At 65.7% G+C, this 15,464-nt stretch carries 15 protein-coding genes; 3 read left to right on the forward strand and 12 right to left on the reverse strand.

All coding sequences use genetic code 11. From position 1 onward, the window contains the following. Positions 1–325: 325 nt before the first annotated feature. Positions 326–1,150 (reverse strand): alpha/beta fold hydrolase, encoded by an 825-nt coding sequence (locus NA11_RS04770; RefSeq protein WP_069160522.1) that lies wholly within the window; start codon positions 1,148–1,150, stop codon positions 326–328. A 156-nt stretch (positions 1,151–1,306) separates the two neighbouring features. On the opposite strand from NA11_RS04770, the gene NA11_RS04775 reads away from it, so the two are divergent. Then, a complete protein-coding gene (locus NA11_RS04775; RefSeq protein WP_084654166.1) occupies positions 1,307–1,978 on the forward strand; it encodes a hypothetical protein in 672 nt (223 codons plus the stop codon). A gap of 74 nt (positions 1,979–2,052) precedes the next feature. Further along, entirely contained in the window at positions 2,053–2,637 is a 585-nt protein-coding gene (locus NA11_RS04780; protein WP_069160523.1) for a DUF4232 domain-containing protein, read from the forward strand. Positions 2,638–2,786: 149 nt separating this feature from the next. Here NA11_RS04780 and fusA (NA11_RS04785) read toward each other — a convergent pair whose 3' ends face one another. The 9 genes from fusA (NA11_RS04785) to hppD all read right to left on the reverse strand — a co-directional run bounded on the left by fusA (NA11_RS04785) (position 2,787) and on the right by hppD (position 12,549). Further along, positions 2,787–4,925 carry an elongation factor G gene (fusA, locus tag NA11_RS04785; protein ID WP_069160524.1) on the reverse strand — a complete coding sequence of 713 codons (2,139 nt, stop codon included), beginning with the start codon at positions 4,923–4,925 and terminating at the stop codon, positions 2,787–2,789. A 275-nt stretch (positions 4,926–5,200) separates the two neighbouring features. Further along, positions 5,201–6,391, reverse strand: a complete 1,191-nt coding sequence (tuf, locus tag NA11_RS04790) for an elongation factor Tu (protein WP_069160525.1) — start codon at positions 6,389–6,391, stop codon at positions 5,201–5,203. A 149-nt stretch (positions 6,392–6,540) separates the two neighbouring features. Then, positions 6,541–8,643 (reverse strand): elongation factor G, encoded by a 2,103-nt coding sequence (gene fusA, locus NA11_RS04795; RefSeq protein WP_069160526.1) that lies wholly within the window; start codon positions 8,641–8,643, stop codon positions 6,541–6,543. 138 nt (positions 8,644–8,781) lie between these two features. Continuing rightward, a complete protein-coding gene (gene rpsG / locus NA11_RS04800) occupies positions 8,782–9,252 on the reverse strand; it encodes a 30S ribosomal protein S7 (protein ID WP_040739280.1) in 471 nt (156 codons plus the stop codon). 1 nt (position 9,253) lies between these two features. Continuing rightward, entirely contained in the window at positions 9,254–9,628 is a 375-nt protein-coding gene (rpsL, locus tag NA11_RS04805; RefSeq protein WP_014353064.1) for a 30S ribosomal protein S12, read from the reverse strand. Positions 9,629–9,897: 269 nt separating this feature from the next. Next, the gene (locus tag NA11_RS04810) at positions 9,898–10,461 is read right to left on the reverse strand and encodes a DUF3558 domain-containing protein (RefSeq protein ID WP_084654168.1); all 564 of its coding nucleotides are present in this window, start codon (positions 10,459–10,461) and stop codon (positions 9,898–9,900) included. Between the two features lie 14 nt (positions 10,462–10,475). Continuing rightward, entirely contained in the window at positions 10,476–11,003 is a 528-nt protein-coding gene (locus NA11_RS04815) for a DUF3558 domain-containing protein (RefSeq protein ID WP_069160527.1), read from the reverse strand. A 48-nt stretch (positions 11,004–11,051) separates the two neighbouring features. Beyond that, the gene (locus tag NA11_RS04820) at positions 11,052–11,258 is read right to left on the reverse strand and encodes a hypothetical protein (protein WP_069160528.1); all 207 of its coding nucleotides are present in this window, start codon (positions 11,256–11,258) and stop codon (positions 11,052–11,054) included. A gap of 67 nt (positions 11,259–11,325) precedes the next feature. Continuing rightward, entirely contained in the window at positions 11,326–12,549 is a 1,224-nt protein-coding gene (gene hppD, locus NA11_RS04825) for a 4-hydroxyphenylpyruvate dioxygenase (RefSeq protein WP_069160529.1), read from the reverse strand. Between the two features lie 172 nt (positions 12,550–12,721). Here hppD and NA11_RS04830 point away from each other — a divergent pair, with 172 nt between their 5' ends. After that, positions 12,722–13,246 carry an Lrp/AsnC family transcriptional regulator gene (locus NA11_RS04830; RefSeq protein ID WP_069160530.1) on the forward strand — a complete coding sequence of 175 codons (525 nt, stop codon included), beginning with the start codon at positions 12,722–12,724 and terminating at the stop codon, positions 13,244–13,246. Between the two features lie 76 nt (positions 13,247–13,322). On the opposite strand, the gene NA11_RS04835 is transcribed toward NA11_RS04830, so the two are convergent. Together NA11_RS04835 and NA11_RS04840 are read right to left on the reverse strand one after the other, a co-directional pair. Next, a complete protein-coding gene (locus NA11_RS04835) occupies positions 13,323–14,432 on the reverse strand; it encodes a winged helix DNA-binding domain-containing protein (protein WP_369691111.1) in 1,110 nt (369 codons plus the stop codon). A gap of 12 nt (positions 14,433–14,444) precedes the next feature. Continuing rightward, the gene (locus tag NA11_RS04840; RefSeq protein ID WP_069160532.1) at positions 14,445–15,419 is read right to left on the reverse strand and encodes an NADPH:quinone oxidoreductase family protein; all 975 of its coding nucleotides are present in this window, start codon (positions 15,417–15,419) and stop codon (positions 14,445–14,447) included. Positions 15,420–15,464: the final 45 nt, after the last annotated feature.

A 15,464-nucleotide genomic window follows, 5' to 3' on the forward strand; every position in this document is an offset into this window, starting at 1 on the left:
GCAGTGGGGGTGCGGATTTCGGTGTTGAGGCACGGCTAGCCACGGGTGCCGGTATCGGAGAGACCTGCGATCCCAGTATGTGGGGAGTACAAGGGGTGGATTCTGGGCGAAGGGGCACTGGTGGCGGGGGCTTCTCGGGCGATGCCGCCGTCAGTGCCTCGTGATCAGTCGACCAACTCCAGAAGGGGCCGGGGAGAGTGATCGGGGCGAAAGTTGGCTCGGCTGTGTCCCGTTCGATGGGGGTGGGTTCGGCGAGGGGGACATGGTGGAGTCGTTTGCGGGTGTCGCCTCTGTCATGTCCCACTCGCGGCGTGGTTGGAGGGGGTCAGGGGGTTTCGGCGGTGAGGAAGGTGGCGACGTCGCGGGCGAAGTCGGGGTGTTTGGCTACGCCGGTGTGAGTGGTGCGGGGGTAGATGGTGAGGCGGGAGTCGGGGATGCCGTCGGCGGTGTGGCGGAAGTTCTCCGCGCTGTAGGCCGCGTCGCGTTCGCCGCCGAGAATGAGGGTGGGGGTGGTGATTTCGTGGAGGCGGGCGTCCAGGTCGAAGGCGTCTTCGGCGCGGACGAAGGCGTACGTGTCGGCGGGGTTCTTCGGGCGGGCCAGCGGATCGAACAGCCACATGGCGACGCCGAGGACACGGGCCAGCGCTGGGGAGGAGACGGCGGTCGGGGCCATCAGGTGCAGGGCGCGACGGCCTGCGAACACCGCTTCGCCGTAGCGGAGCTGGCTTTCCTTTGCGATCGGGTCGAGGCGGTAGCCGGAGGAGGCGACAATCAAGCGGCGCACGGCGCTCGGATGGTCGGCGGCCAGTTGCAGGGCGATCGAGCCACCCGAGGAAATGCCGAGCACATCCACCGGCCCGCCGAACTCGGCCTGGAACGCTGCTGCATGCTGGGTGGCGATGTCGGCCATGGTGATGCCCTCGGCCATGCCGGGTGCCCTGTTGACCGCGTAGACGCGGAAGTGCTTGGCCAGCGGGGCGAGCATCTTGATCTCGGCGTCGCGCATCCAGCCGCGGGGATTCGCGTGGTCGGGGGTGAACCAGCGCAGGAAAACCAGCGGTCGCCCGGAACCCATCGCTAGGTAGGGCATCCCATGCTTCAAGGCACCCTCGGTGATATTCAGCTCGGCGGCGAGGGTCGACTTACTCATGGTTCCTCCGGATCGACTGATCGTTGTCTAGCATTGTCGACGCTAACGGACGGTGCCGACCGACCGGAAGAACCTCCTCCCAGGTGTGGAAATGCCTCCGGACCAGGCTAGCGTGGTCCGCTGGCGGAACCTGTTGCGGCGCATACGACTAGTGTGATGATCATGCGAATCGCGGCGCTCGCTGCTTTGATCCTGGCGCTGAGCGCCTGCTCCCAGTCCACCCCTGGCAAGCCACAGTCGAGCTCGGACCGGCCCCCGGCCACCTCGACCGCGGCGACACCCTCGAAGCCGCCGAGCCGGGACAGCCAGCTCAAGGAGCGGATCGCCTGGGTCCAGGCGGGCACCCAGGCGGACCTGGGCGGATACCATTCCGCCAGCACCGGCACCGGACCCGCCACCGACCTGAAAAGCGATATCGCGTTCGTCAGCCCGTCGGGGAAGATCAGCTGCATCACCGGCACCGAATACCAGATCGATGGCATCAACTGCGTCGTCAAACTGAAGAACCCGGTCCCCAAGCCTGCTGACGGCGTCGGCAACTGGGACGGCGGCTACGTGCGCTTCACGGGCTCCGCCCTCACCGTCGGCCAATTCCGTGGCGACCCAGGCCTTTTCATCTACGGAGAAGGCCAGACGCTGCCCTACGACGGCGCGCTGACCTTCGGCAAATACTCCTGCCGCATCGCCACCAACGGCCTCACCTGCGTCAACCCCGCCACCAAGAGCGGCGTGCAACTGAGCGACGACGGCATCGTCCCGTTCGGCTGCCTGCACGAGATCCCCGCCGCTCGCCGCGAGCAATACGACGGCCAAGTCTTCAAGTGCTGACCGCAGCAGCGACGAACCCGAGTCACCCCTCGCAATCGGCCGAGAACCACCACCGACAGGTCTAGGGTTGCCTTATGCGCGGCACAGCATTGGTCGTCCTCGCTGCGGCACTCTCCCTGGCCGCATGCACCGACTCCTCGCCAGGACCGTCAACCACGGCCAGCCCGGTGGTGGGCACACCGGCCGCCGCCGAGCCGACCCCGAACCGGCCGCCGCCGCCCTCAGCCCCCAAGGCCGAAGCCGCCTGCACCGCAGCCGATCTCGACATAGCACTCGGCAGGCAGGGCGGAGCCGCAGGCAGCATCTACGTTCCCGTCGTGTTCACCAACACCGGCAACGCACCGTGCACGCTCTCCGGCTACCCCGACGTCTCCCTCGCTGCAGGCACACCCCCGACTCCCCTCGGCCCCGCCGCCGACCACAAGACCGACAGCACCGCACCGGCCCCGGTCACCCTGGCCCCGACCGAAGCCGCCCACGCCACCCTCCGCTACGCCCAAGCAGGCAACTTCGACTGCGAACGCACCCCAGCCCAATACCTCCTGGTCTCCCTGCCTGCCCAGCCCTCACGCCCGCTCCCCTTCCCCGTCGACGCCTGCACCAAGCCTGCCCACCAACTCCTGCACGTCGACCCCATCAAGCCCGGCAAGCAGGACTGACGCCGACAGCACTCGGAGGATCGCTCCTCGACGTAGACCGCATCCCCGGTTTCGCCCGCTGCCAAGAACTCGAGCACGTCACGAGGGTGGACAAGTCCGGCCTGGCAGGCGCTGAACGGCGCCGCTCCCTTCGGAGCGACGCCGACGGATCAGCGACCGGTCGCCTTGGCGATGATCTCCTTCAACACGTTGGCCGGAACCTCCGCGTACGAGTTGAACACCATGGAGTAGTTCGCCCGGCCCTGGGTCTTCGACCGCAGATCACCGATATAGCCGAACATCTCCGAGAGCGGAACCAGCGCCTTGACGACACGGGCACCACTGCGTTCCTCCATGGCCTGAATCTGGCCACGGCGGGAGTTCAGGTCGCCGATCACATCGCTAAGAGCGCTTGCGAGTCGCGAATGCGCGAGGCCGCCCATGTAGTCCTCGGGCGTGATGACCTCCACCGCCATCAACGGCTCGAGAATCACCGGACCGGCCTTGCGCACCGCCTCTCGTACCGCTTGGGCACCTGCCGTGCGGAAGGCTAGTTCCGACGAATCCTGTTCGTGCGCAGCACCATCGAGCAGGATCACCCTCAGGTTCACCAGCGGGTACCCGGCGAGCACGCCGGACTGCATGGCATCCTGCGCGCCGGCGTCGACCGCGGGGATGAACTCCTTCGGCACCCGGCCACCGGTGACCCGGTTGTCGAAGGCGTAGATCTCCCCGTCGGACCCGAGGAACGGCTCAACGGCGACAACCACTTTGGCGAACTGCCCGGTCCCACCGCGCTGCTTGCGGTGGGTGTATTCGAGCTTGTCGACCTTCTTGGTGATCGTCTCGCGGTAGGCCACCTGCGGCTTGCCGATATTCGCCTCGACCCGGAAATCCCGTTTCATGCGGTCGAGCAGGACGTCGAGGTGCAACTCGCCCATGCCGCCGATGACGGTCTGACCGGTCTCCTGATCCAGCGCCACCGAGAAGGTCGGATCCTCCCTGGCCAGCTTCTGGATCGCGAAGCTCAGCTTCTCCTGGTCGGACTTGGTCTTCGGCTCGATGGCGACCTCGATGACCGGGTCGGGGAACGTCATCGACTCGAGCACGATCTGGTGCTGCGGGTCGCACAGGGTGTCACCGGTGCTGACGTCCTTCAGCCCGACCACGGCATAGATATGGCCCGCCGTGGCTTCGCCGACCGGAATCTCCTTGTCGGAGTGCATCTGGAACAGCCTGCCCAAACGCTCCTTTCGACCTCGTCCTGGATTGCTGACAACCGTGCCCGGTTCGGCACGGCCCGAATACACCCGGAGGTAGGCGAGTTCGCCGAAGAACGGATGCGCGGCAATCTTGAACACCAGTGCCGCGAAAGGCGCACTGCTGCTGGCACTTCGGTGGATCACCTGTGTCTCGTCGTGTGGCGGGCAACCGTCCGTGCCGCCGCCGTCCAGCGGCGAGGGCAGATAGTCGACCACGGCGTCGAGCATCGGCTGCACGCCGGTGTTCTTGAACGCCGAACCGCACAGCACCGGGTACACAACGGATTTCACCGTCATCGCCCGAATAGCCGCCTTGATCTCCGCGACCGTGAAGGCGACGCCACCGACGAACTTCTCCAGCAGCGCCTCGTCCGACTCCGCGACGACCTCGACCAGCTCGGCCCGGTACCGTTCGGCCAGCACACGCAGCTCGGCCGGAATCGCGACCACGTCGTAGCGCTTACCGAGATCCGTTGCACCACACCAGATCTTGGCGTTCATTTCGACCAGGTCGACAACGCCTTCGAAGGTGCCCTCGACCCCGATCGGCAGCTGCACGACCAGCGGCGTCGCGCCGAGACGGTCCCTGATGGTCTGCACGGTGAAGAAGAAGTCAGCACCGAGCTTGTCCATCTTGTTCACGAAACAGATCCGCGGCACGTCGTACCTGTCGGCCTGACGCCACACCTGCTCGGACTGCGGCTCGACGCCCTCCTTGGCATCGAAGACCGCGACCGCACCGTCGAGCACCCGCAGCGAACGCTCCACCTCCGCGGTGAAGTCGACATGCCCTGGCGTGTCGATGATGTTGACCTGGAAGCCATTCCAGAAACAGGTTGTCGCCGCCGAGGCGATGGTGATCCCGTGCTCCTGCTCCTGCACGGTCCGATCCATCACGGCGGTCCCGTCATGCACCTCGCCGAGCTTGTAGGTGACACCGGTGTAGAACAGAATCCGCTCGGTGGTGGTCGTCTTGCCCGCATCGATATGCGCCATGATCCCGATATTCCGAACCATGCCGAGATCGGCGGTGATTGCACGCGTCATGGGAATCCCCCACTCCATCAACTGGTTTCGTCAAGAGAAATGACACCCGCCTGGTTGATGCGTTCCGGCGACGGCACGAGTATCGGGAGCTGACGCGGCGCGGGCAGCGCGCCACTGAACGCTCTACCGACTGCTACCGCGAATGCGGACGTGCTGTAACCATGCCCCCATGTGTACCCGCCTCCTGGTCGACTGTCGACCGAATATATCCCCCGAAATGCCGAACGGCGCCGCCCCTTTCGGGGCGACGCCGTTCAGTGCAGCGATTCAGTGAATCACTTGACGATCTTCGTGACGCGACCGGCGCCGACGGTGCGGCCACCCTCGCGGATCGCGAAGCGCAGACCCTCGTCCATGGCGACCGGCTGGATCAGCTTGACGGACATCTCGGTGTTGTCACCGGGCATGACCATCTCGGTGCCCTCGGGCAGGGTCACAACGCCCGTCACGTCAGTCGTACGGAAGTAGAACTGCGGACGGTAGTTGTTGAAGAACGGCGTGTGGCGGCCGCCCTCGTCCTTGGACAGGATGTAGGCCTGGCCCTCGAACTCGGTGTGCGGGGTGGTGGTGCCCGGCTTCACGACAACCTGGCCACGCTCGACATCTTCACGCTTGATACCACGAACCAGCAGGCCGACGTTGTCGCCCGCCTGGCCCTGGTCGAGCAGCTTGCGGAACATCTCGATGCCCGTGATGGTGGTCTTGGTGACCTTCTCGCGGATGCCGACGATCTCGACTTCCTCGTTCACGTTGACGATGCCGCGCTCGACACGACCGGTGACGACGGTGCCACGACCGGTGATCGTGAACACGTCCTCGACCGGCATCAGGAACGGCTTGTCGGTCTCACGGACCGGGGTCGGGATCGACTCGTCGACGGCGTTCATCAGCTCGACGATCGACTCGGTCCACTTCGGGTCGCCCTCGAGCGCCTTCAGACCGGAGACACGCACGACCGGCGCGTCCTCGTCGAACTCCTGGGCCGCGAGCAGCTCACGGACCTCCATCTCGACGAGCTCGAGGATTTCCTCGTCGTCAACCATGTCCGACTTGTTCAGCGCGACCAGGATGTAGGGCACGCCGACCTGACGGGCGAGCAGCACGTGCTCGCGGGTCTGCGGCATCGGGCCGTCGGTCGCGGCGACCACGAGGATGGCACCGTCCATCTGCGCCGCACCGGTGATCATGTTCTTGATGTAGTCAGCGTGACCCGGCGCGTCGACGTGCGCGTAGTGACGGTTCTCCGTCTGGTACTCGACGTGGGAGATGTTGATCGTGATACCACGAGCCTTCTCTTCCGGCGCCTTGTCGATCTGGTCGAACGCGAACGCCGCGTTCAGATCCGGGTACTTGTCAGCCAGCACCTTGGTGATCGCTGCAGTCAGCGTGGTCTTGCCGTGGTCGACGTGACCGATGGTGCCGATGTTGACGTGCGGCTTCGTCCGCTCGAACTTCGCCTTCGCCACTGTGGTGTCCTCCTGGACTTGTTGGTGCGTGCAGTTGCAGCAGTGCGGTTATTTCTGGGGTCGTACTGACTCCCGGCTGGCGGGGCAAGTGCCTGCAACGCGTCCCGGAAGTGGGACTTGCAGCAAGTGTGGCACTTGCCCTGCCGGACTTATTCGCCGGTCGCCTTGGCGATGATCTCCTTCGACACGTTGGCCGGAACCTCCGCGTACGAGTTGAACACCATGGAGTAGTTCGCCCGGCCCTGGGTCTTCGACCGCAGATCACCGATATAGCCGAACATCTCCGAGAGCGGAACCAGCGCCTTGACGACACGGGCACCACTGCGTTCCTCCATGGCCTGAATCTGGCCACGGCGGGAGTTCAGGTCGCCGATCACATCACCCATGTAGTCCTCGGGCGTGATGACCTCCACCGCCATCAACGGCTCGAGGATCACCGGACCGGCCTTACGGGCCGCTTCCTTGAGCGCCTGCGAACCGGCGATCTTGAAGGCCATTTCCGACGAGTCGACGTCGTGGTACGCGCCGTCGAGCAGGGTGACCTTCAGGTTAACCAGGGGGTAGCCCGCGAGCACACCGTACTGCATGGCATCCTGCGCACCGGCGTCCACCGAAGGGATGTACTCGCGCGGCACGCGGCCACCCGAGACCTTGTTCTCGAACTCGTAGGTCGCGCCGTCCTCGCCGACGAACGGCTCGAGGGCGATGATGACCTTCGCGAACTGGCCGGAGCCACCCGTCTGCTTCTTGTGGGTGAACTCGAGCTTCTCGACCTTCTTGGTGATGGTCTCGCGGTAGGCCACCTGCGGCTTGCCGACGTTCGCCTCGACCTTGAATTCCCGCTTCATGCGGTCGACAAGGATGTCGAGGTGGAGCTCGCCCATGCCGCCGATGACGGTCTGGCCGGTCTCCTGGTCGAGCTTGACCGAGAAGGTCGGGTCCTCTTCCGAGAGACGCTGGATCGCGGTGCCCAGCTTCTCCTGGTCGGACTTGGTCTTCGGCTCGATGGAGACCTCGATGACCGGGTCAGGGAAGGTCATCGACTCGAGCACGATCTGGTTCTGCGGGTCGCAGAGGGTGTCACCGGTGGTGGTGTCCTTCAGACCGATGACCGCGTAGATGTGGCCTGCCACGGCCTCGCCGACCGGGTTCTCCTTGTTGGAGTGCATCTGGAACAGCTTGCCCAGACGCTCCTTCTTGCCCTTGGTCGAGTTGATGACCTGGGCGCCGGAGTCGACCTTGCCCGAGTACACGCGGACGTAGGTCAGCTTGCCGAAGAACGGGTGCACGGCGATCTTGAACGCCAGGCCGGCGAACGGCTCGGACGTGCTGGCGTCGCGGTGGATGATCTGGTCTTCCTTGCCGGGCACGTGGCCGTCGGTGCCACCGTCGTCCAGCGGCGTCGGCAGGTAGTCGATCACGGCGTCGAGCATGGGCTGCACGCCCTTGTTCTTGAACGCCGAACCACACAGCACCGGGTACAGCTCGGAGTTGACCGTCATCTTGCGGATGGCGCCCTTGATCTCCTCGATCGAGAGCTCCTCGCCGCCGAAGAACTTCTCCAGCAACGCCTCATCGGATTCGGCGACCGTCTCCATCAGTTCCTGACGGTACTGATCGGCCTTCTCCTTGAGCTCGGCCGGAATCTCGACGACCTCGTAGGACTCGCCGAGCTTGGTCTCGCCGCGCCAGACCTTGGCATTCATCTCGACCAGGTCGACGATGCCCTCGAAGGTGTCCTCAGCGCCGATCGGCAGCTGAATGACCAGCGGCTTGGCACCGAGGCGGTCCTTGATGGTCTGCACGGTGAAGTAGAAGTCCGCACCGAGCTTGTCCATCTTGTTGACGAAGCAGATACGCGGCACGTCGTACTTATCGGCCTGTCGCCACACCTGCTCGGACTGCGGCTCGACGCCTTCCTTGCCGTCGAACACCGCGACGGCGCCGTCGAGCACGCGCAGCGAACGCTCCACCTCGACGGTGAAGTCGACGTGCCCGGGGGTGTCGATGATGTTGATCTGGTTGTTGTTCCAGTAACACGTGGTAGCCGCGGAGGTGATGGTGATACCACGCTCCTGCTCCTGCTCCATCCAGTCCATGGTGGCTGCGCCATCGTGGACCTCACCGATCTTGTAGGTGATGCCGGTGTAGAAGAGGATGCGTTCAGTTGTGGTCGTCTTGCCCGCATCGATGTGGGCCATGATGCCGATGTTGCGGACCTTGTTCAGGTCGGTGAGCACGTCCTGTGCCACGGAAATCTTCCCCGCTCGTAGCTAGTTGGGATTTTCGGGGACGACCCGGTGGTCGTCTTTTTGTCAACGCCGGACGCGGCAGGTAGGTGCCGCGACCGGCTGTGCCTCCCGACCCAATAACTACGGGCCGGGCAGACGTCACCAGCGGTAGTGCGCGAAGGCCCGGTTCGACTCGGCCATCTTGTGGGTGTCTTCCCGACGCTTCACCGAGGCGCCGAGACCATTGCTGGCATCGAGCAGCTCGTTGGCGAGACGCTCGACCATGGTCTTCTCACGGCGTGCGCGGGAGTAGTTGACCAGCCAGCGCAGCGCGAGGGTGTTGGAGCGACCCGGACGAACCTCGACCGGCACCTGGTAGGTGGCGCCACCGACGCGGCGCGGCTTGACCTCGAGGGCAGGCTTGACGTTGTCCAGCGCGCGCTTGAGGGTGACGACCGGATCGGTGCCGGTCTTCTCGCGCGCCTGCTCCAGCGCGCCGTAGACGATGCGCTCGGCGGTGGACTTCTTGCCGTCCAGCAGGATCTTGTTGACCAGCTGAGTGACCAGCGGCGAACCGTAGACCGGGTCGTTGATCAGCGGACGCTTGGGTGCGGGGCCCTTGCGTGGCATATCAGCTCTTCTCCTTCTTGGCGCCGTAACGGCTGCGGGCCTGCTTGCGGTTCTTCACACCCTGGGTGTCGAGGGAACCGCGGATGATCTTGTAGCGCACACCGGGGAGGTCCTTCACACGACCGCCGCGCACGAGCACCATCGAGTGCTCCTGCAGGTTGTGGCCTTCGCCCGGGATGTAGGCCGTGACCTCGACCGCGCTGGTCAGGCGAACGCGCGCGACCTTACGCAGCGCGGAGTTCGGCTTCTTCGGGGTCGTGGTGTACACGCGGGTGCACACGCCACGACGCTGCGGGCTCCCCTTGAGGGCCGCGGTCTTCGTCTTCGCGACCTTGTCGCGGCGACCCTTGCGGACCAGCTGGTTGATCGTTGGCATAGACCGGCTTTCCTTATTAGTAACGCGGTGTCTGGTTCTTAATGTCCGTGTCATCGAGCCTTCACTCGCACGTCCAACCACGTTTCTCGCGTCCCGAGGTCGGGCGTGTCGCGCGCGGCGCAGGGCCCGAATTACGGGCACGCTGGAGGTGTCAGCCGCTTTCGCTGGCCTACGGTCACGCACGAACTTGCCCGTATGCTTCCGGGCACAGCGATCCACGATACCTGTGGTCGCGACACAGGGTCAAAGCGGGGTGGCTCGAGACCCCGCTACCTGGCCAAGTTCAACGTCAACTCTACGAGTTTCTTCGCCCCTTCGCACGGATCCGGATGCGATGACCCGGGGCGGTAGTTGATCCAGAAGCCGATGACACCCTGATCCGCCGCGCCCGCACTGACGCCGCAGGAATCCGGATCGTTCGGCCGCTTGGTCTGCAACGCCCGCCTGCCCTGCACGGTGATGTTGTCGGTGAGATACCCGAGCTTGTCGTTGTTGGTCTTCTCGTTGTTCAACGCGCCGACCTCGTACCAGTTCAGGGTGACCATGGCATTGCCTGCGGACCCTGGCACTTCCCACATGCACACTGCACCGTAGAAAGACGGTTGCGCGACGGCCCCCTTGCCCGCGGCCGCCTCCCCGATCTGCTCGAGGGTGACGATTTCGCATTCGCGCAGCAGCTTGTCGAACTTGGTGTTGACGTTGTCCCCGGTGCCTGCGCCTGCCGGAAAGGCCTGACCGCTGATGGTCTGGCCGCAGCCTGCGGCGGTGGCCGAGACAGACAACGCAGCCAGTGCGGCGAGTATTCCTCGGGTCGAGGCGCGACGACGATTCATGGCCGGTCCCCTTCTCACTTCAGCCGCTGCACGGTGAGTTCGGCGAGCTTGTGCATCCGATCGCACGGGTTGCCGTTCGCCGGGTAGACGCCGAACGACATGGACCATTCGAAGAAGTCGTCGTCGAGTTGCACCGCGAGGTCGCAGACCTGGCCGGTCGGCTCCAGCGCCTGCCAGCCGGTGCGCCCGCCGACATTGATCGTCTGCGGGTTGCGTCCCTGGGTGGACACCCAGGCCTTCTCGCGCGCGATCGGGCTGCCTCGGTAGGAGGCGAAAGTGACACTGGGCGAACCGTATCCAGAGGACTGCCAATTGCAGCCGGTCGAGTTCTTCAACGCCTGGGAGATCTGGCCGAGCTGTGCGATATCGCGCACCTCGTCGTCGGTGGCGTGTCCGCACTCACCGACGAACGGGCCGAGCGAGGCCACCTTCGGCGGCGGCCGCAACGGGGTGTTGGTGTTGTCCGAATCGCCCCCCGAACCGCACGCCGTCAGCACCAAAGACAGCGCTGCCGCGCAGCCGACCAACGCCCCTATCCGCATGCCTGCACTCTACCCACGCCGACGGCGAGTGGCCTGGCACGCGACCCGCTAGCCGTTGGGGACGCGGAGCTCCCAGACACGTTGGTCGTCGAGATACGTGCACTGGGCTGGGCCCGCTTTGATTCTCGACATGGCGGACAGGCAGTCGTCGAGAGACGGGTGGTAGCTCGGTGCGGGATCGGCGTACGCCGCCGCGCTCGCCCCGAAGGTGAGCGCGACAGCGAAGGCTACGGCCGCAGCAGATCGATAGAGCACGGCAGCCCTCCACAGACATCCGGCGAATCCACGGAGCGTACTGCCGGATGCTCAGGGCCACAACCGATCACAGGTTGCCGCGAGCCTCTTGTTCGCGCTCGATCGCCTGGAAGAGTGCCTTGAAGTTGCCCTTGCCGAAGCCGAGCGAGCCGTGCCGCTCGATCAGCTCGAAGAAGACGGTGGGGCGGTCGGTGATCGGCTTGGTGAAGATCTGCAGCAGGTAGCCGTCCTCGTCGCGGTCGACCAGGATGCCTCGGCGCTGCAACTCCTCGACCGGCACCCGGACGTGACCGATGCGGGCACGCAGTTCGGGGTCCTCGTAGTAGGAGTCGGGGGCGTCGAGGAATTCCACACCCTCGCGGCGCAGCGCGTCGACGCAGGCGAGGATGTCGCTGGTGGCCAACGCGATGTGCTGGACGCCGGGCCCGCGGTAGAACTCGAGGTATTCGTCGATCTGCGAACGCTTCTTGCTGACGGCGGGCTCGTTGAGCGGGAACTTCACCCGGTGATTGCCGTTCGCGACAACCTTGCTCATCAGCGCCGAATACTCGGTGGCGATGTCGTCGCCGACGAACTCGGCCATGTTGGTGAATCCCATGACGCGGCGGTAGAACTCGACCCACTCGTCCATCTGCCCGAGCTCGACGTTGCCGACGACATGGTCGATCGCCTGGAACAGCCGCACCGGCGCGCCTTCGCGCGGCTGGTAGCCGGCCTTGCGGGTGATGTAGCCGGGCAGATACGGGCCGTCATAGCGGGAACGGTCGACCAGGGTGTGCCGGGTCTCGCCGTAGGTGGCGATGGCCGCGCTCCGGACGGTGCCGAAATCGTCTGTCTCGTCGTGCGGTTCGACGAGGACGGTGGCGCCGTGGGTGCGCGCCCACTCGACGCAGCGGTCCACATCGGGCACCTCGAGCGCGATGTCGACCACGCCGTCGCCGTGCCGATCATGGTGCGTGACCAGGCTGCTGTCCGGGTCGACGGCGCCCTTGATCACGAAGCGGGCTCCGCCGCTGCGCAATACGAAGGCCTTGTGATCGCGGTTGCCGGTCTCGGGACCCGAATAGGCCTCGAGGCGCATACCATAGGCGGACTCGAGGTAATGCGCGGTCTGCGTCGCGTTGCCGACGACCCAGACGAGGGCATCCCAGCCGATCACCGGAAAGGGATCGACGCTGACATCATGGTCGACGAGGCCGACGAGCTTGCGCAGCTCACCGTCGGTCGGGGCGGTGCTCGAACCGCCAGAGGTCGTGCTGGACCGGGCATTGGGCAGGTGCTCGATGGTCATGCACCAAGTAATCGTCAGGCAGGTCGGATAGGCAACCGCAGCGATTTTCGGTAGACACTGTGGCGGTTTCGGCTAGGAAACGCCCCGGAATGCTGGACAATTTGAATAGCATCAGCTGGCTGATGCTATTCCTGGCTGGAGGCCCCAGCCTGCGCTCGAAACGGAGGCGGTCATGTCGCGCACGCCGGCGAAATTAGACGAACTCGATCTCGCGATTCTCACCGCGATGCACGAGTATCAGAAGGCGGGCATCCTCGAACTGTCCCGCCGGACCCGAGTGGCAAGGGCGACGGTGCAGTCCAGGATCGGCCGGATGGAGGAATCCGGCGTCATCGCCTCCTACGACCCGCAGATCGATGTCACCGCAGCGGGTTTCGATGTCCAGGCGTTCGTCACGCTGGAGATCGCCCAGGGCGCACTGGACGCGGTCGCCGCCGAACTCGACGGGATACCAGGGGTTTTGGAGGCGTACGCGACCACCGGCTCCGGGGACGTCTGGTGCCGGATCGGCGCCGACTCGCACGCCGGCCTGCAGACGGTGTTGTTGAGCATCGACCAGACTTCGTCGGTGGTGCGGTCGCACAGCGTGATCGTGCTCTCGACGGTGGTGTCGTATCGCACGCTGCCGTTGCTGCGCACCCTCGATCCGGCGGGCACGACGAAGGCGCCCGCCTATCGCGCGGCCACCGAGCGATAGACGACGCACGCGGACTCGGCGGCGACCGTTCCGGCGGCCCACCTCGACCGCACGAAACCGGCTGTCCCGCAGCCCGTCACAGGCGCAGGTCCGCGCCCACCTCGAGGATCTCGACCTGCGGTTCCTTACCTGCTTCGAGAAATGCGAGCAGCGCGTGGCTTTCGGCATCGACGGCCCGGCGTTCGGCGGCCGACCAGGTCCGGGTCGGGCTGATCCGCAACCGGGCAACGTTCTTGTCCGGGAAGACCTTGTAGAGCCCGGCGAGGTATCCGTCGAGCAGCACCGGTGATACCGCGAGGCCGAACGTCCCGAGAAACGGGCCCTCTGGCACGATCCTGGTCCGATCCTGGTGGGAGAGCAGCGCATTGTCGTACCAGCCGAGCAGCCGGACCGGGGCAGGCAGGTCCGGATCGGCCAGTTCGCCGTCCGCGACGTCGTAGAGGGTGCGGCCGCGTTCGTCGGTGTAAGTGCGCAGGCGATCACCGAGCTGATCGACGACGGCCTTCATCCCGGTCATCCTGGACCAGGTCTGCATGTCCATGGTGCTGGCCGGGCCGAACGCGCGCAGATAGCGAAAGACCAACTCTGCCAGCGGATAGCTGGGGTCCAGCGGTGCGCCGAGCCACGGCTCGACCCGCGACCACACCGGCCTGCTGCTGTCCTTCCACTTGCCGCGCGGCGGTGTCTGCAGCACCGGAAGCTGATACAGCCAGGTCTGCAGGACCGCGCCCGCATCCCGATCCGGGTACAACGCTGCGGCTTTGGCACGCAGGTCGGCGGCCGACATGGGCTCGTCGCCCAGCGCGGCCTCGCCGTGCTTGCGCACCTCGTCGGGATCGAGCCCGACCATCGCGCCGTAATTGAAACCCTTACGGAAGGGCACCTTTTCGAGTTCCGGCTGAATATGCGGCGCGATGCGCAGCGCGTCCGGCGGAGTCACCAGGTGAATGGTGCCGCGCATCAGGGTGATCCGGACCAGCGAACGATCCTCCAGCCCGTCCGACACGGTCGCCGGATCGAAATCGGCGATGCGGCTCCACAATGCGACGAACGGCGGCGGGGAGTCCTGCGCTTGCAACCCGACAAGGTAGTCACACATCTCGGGCACGGTCAGGCTCGACCGTTCGAGCAGGTGCTGGCGGGCGAGCAGGGTCCGGTTCAACACCCGGTTGGACAACATCATCATTCGAACAACCCGTCAGCGCAGTGTGACAACGACTTTGCCGGTCGCGGTCCGGTTGTCCAGCGACGCGACGGCCTCGGCGGCCCGATCCAACGGGTAGAGCACCGGCTCCGGCGGGGCGATCGTGCCCGCGGCGAGCAGCGGTGCGACCTCGTCCCACTGCTCGGCCAGGTAGCCGGGATGGGTCATCACCCATTCGCCCCATGCCGCGCCGGTGACCTCGACGTTCTTGAGCAACAGCCGGTTCACCTTGACCGTGGGGATCTCCCCCGCGGTGAAGCCGACCACGAGCAGGCGGCCCGCCGAGGCCAGCGAACGAATGCTGTCGGTGAAGCGATCGCCGCCGACCGGATCGAGCACGATATCCACGCCGCGGCCGCCGGTCAGTTCCTTGACCGCGGCGAGCCAGCCGTCGGTGAGCACCACGTCGGTGGCGCCGTTGGCCCGCGCCACCGCGGCCTTTTCCTCCGTGCTGACCACCGCGATGACCCGGCCTGCGCCGAGGGCCACCGCCATGCGCAGCGTCGACGTGCCGATGCCGCCCGCGGCGCCGTGCACGAGCACGGTCTCGCCCGCGGCCAGCCTGCCGCGATTGCGCAAGCAGAAGTGCACGGTCAGATCGTTGAACAGAATGCCTGCGCCCGCCTCCAGCGAGACATTGTCGGGCAGCGCGAACACCATCGCGGCAGGCGCGACTGCCACCTCTGCCATGGCATTGCCGAGCAGCGTGAGCGCGACGACCCGGTCACCGGCCTTGACGTGCGCGTCCGCCGGGGCTTCCCGGACGATCCCGGCTACCTCGCCGCCGACGACGAACGGCAGCTCCGGCTTCATCTGGTAGAGCCCGCGCGACATCAGCACATCGGGGAATGCCACCCCGGCCGCGTGCACGTCGATCACGACGCCACCCGGATAGGCCGCGGGTTCCGGGATATCCACGATCTCGATCGCTTCCGGGCCCTCTAGCTTGCTGATCTGAGCTGCGCGCATCCGCCGACCTCTCTGTCGTGGCGCCTGCACTTGTCCTCGCAGGCG

Origin of the sequence: Nocardia altamirensis NBRC 108246 (assembly GCF_001612685.1) — a bacterium.
In the GTDB taxonomy this organism is placed as follows: domain Bacteria; phylum Actinomycetota; class Actinomycetes; order Mycobacteriales; family Mycobacteriaceae; genus Nocardia; species Nocardia altamirensis.

Excerpts from the sequence above, each read along its gene's own strand:
- hppD (WP_069160529.1), bottom strand. The coding sequence starts at position 12,549 with ATGACCATCGAGCACCTGCCCAATGCCCGGTCCAGCACGACCTCTGGC.
- rpsL (WP_014353064.1), bottom strand. The coding sequence starts at position 9,628 with ATGCCAACGATCAACCAGCTGGTCCGCAAGGGTCGCCGCGACAAGGTC.
- NA11_RS04780 (WP_069160523.1), top strand. The coding sequence starts at position 2,053 with ATGCGCGGCACAGCATTGGTCGTCCTCGCTGCGGCACTCTCCCTGGCC.
- NA11_RS04770 (WP_069160522.1), bottom strand. The coding sequence starts at position 1,150 with ATGAGTAAGTCGACCCTCGCCGCCGAGCTGAATATCACCGAGGGTGCC.
- NA11_RS04830 (WP_069160530.1), top strand. The coding sequence starts at position 12,722 with ATGTCGCGCACGCCGGCGAAATTAGACGAACTCGATCTCGCGATTCTC.
- NA11_RS04775 (WP_084654166.1), top strand. The coding sequence starts at position 1,307 with ATGATCATGCGAATCGCGGCGCTCGCTGCTTTGATCCTGGCGCTGAGC.
- fusA (WP_069160524.1), bottom strand. The coding sequence starts at position 4,925 with ATGACGCGTGCAATCACCGCCGATCTCGGCATGGTTCGGAATATCGGG.
- NA11_RS04810 (WP_084654168.1), bottom strand. The coding sequence starts at position 10,461 with ATGAATCGTCGTCGCGCCTCGACCCGAGGAATACTCGCCGCACTGGCT.
- NA11_RS04815 (WP_069160527.1), bottom strand. The coding sequence starts at position 11,003 with ATGCGGATAGGGGCGTTGGTCGGCTGCGCGGCAGCGCTGTCTTTGGTG.
- NA11_RS04835 (WP_369691111.1), bottom strand. The coding sequence starts at position 14,432 with ATGATGATGTTGTCCAACCGGGTGTTGAACCGGACCCTGCTCGCCCGC.
- rpsG (WP_040739280.1), bottom strand. The coding sequence starts at position 9,252 with ATGCCACGCAAGGGCCCCGCACCCAAGCGTCCGCTGATCAACGACCCG.
- NA11_RS04840 (WP_069160532.1), bottom strand. The coding sequence starts at position 15,419 with ATGCGCGCAGCTCAGATCAGCAAGCTAGAGGGCCCGGAAGCGATCGAG.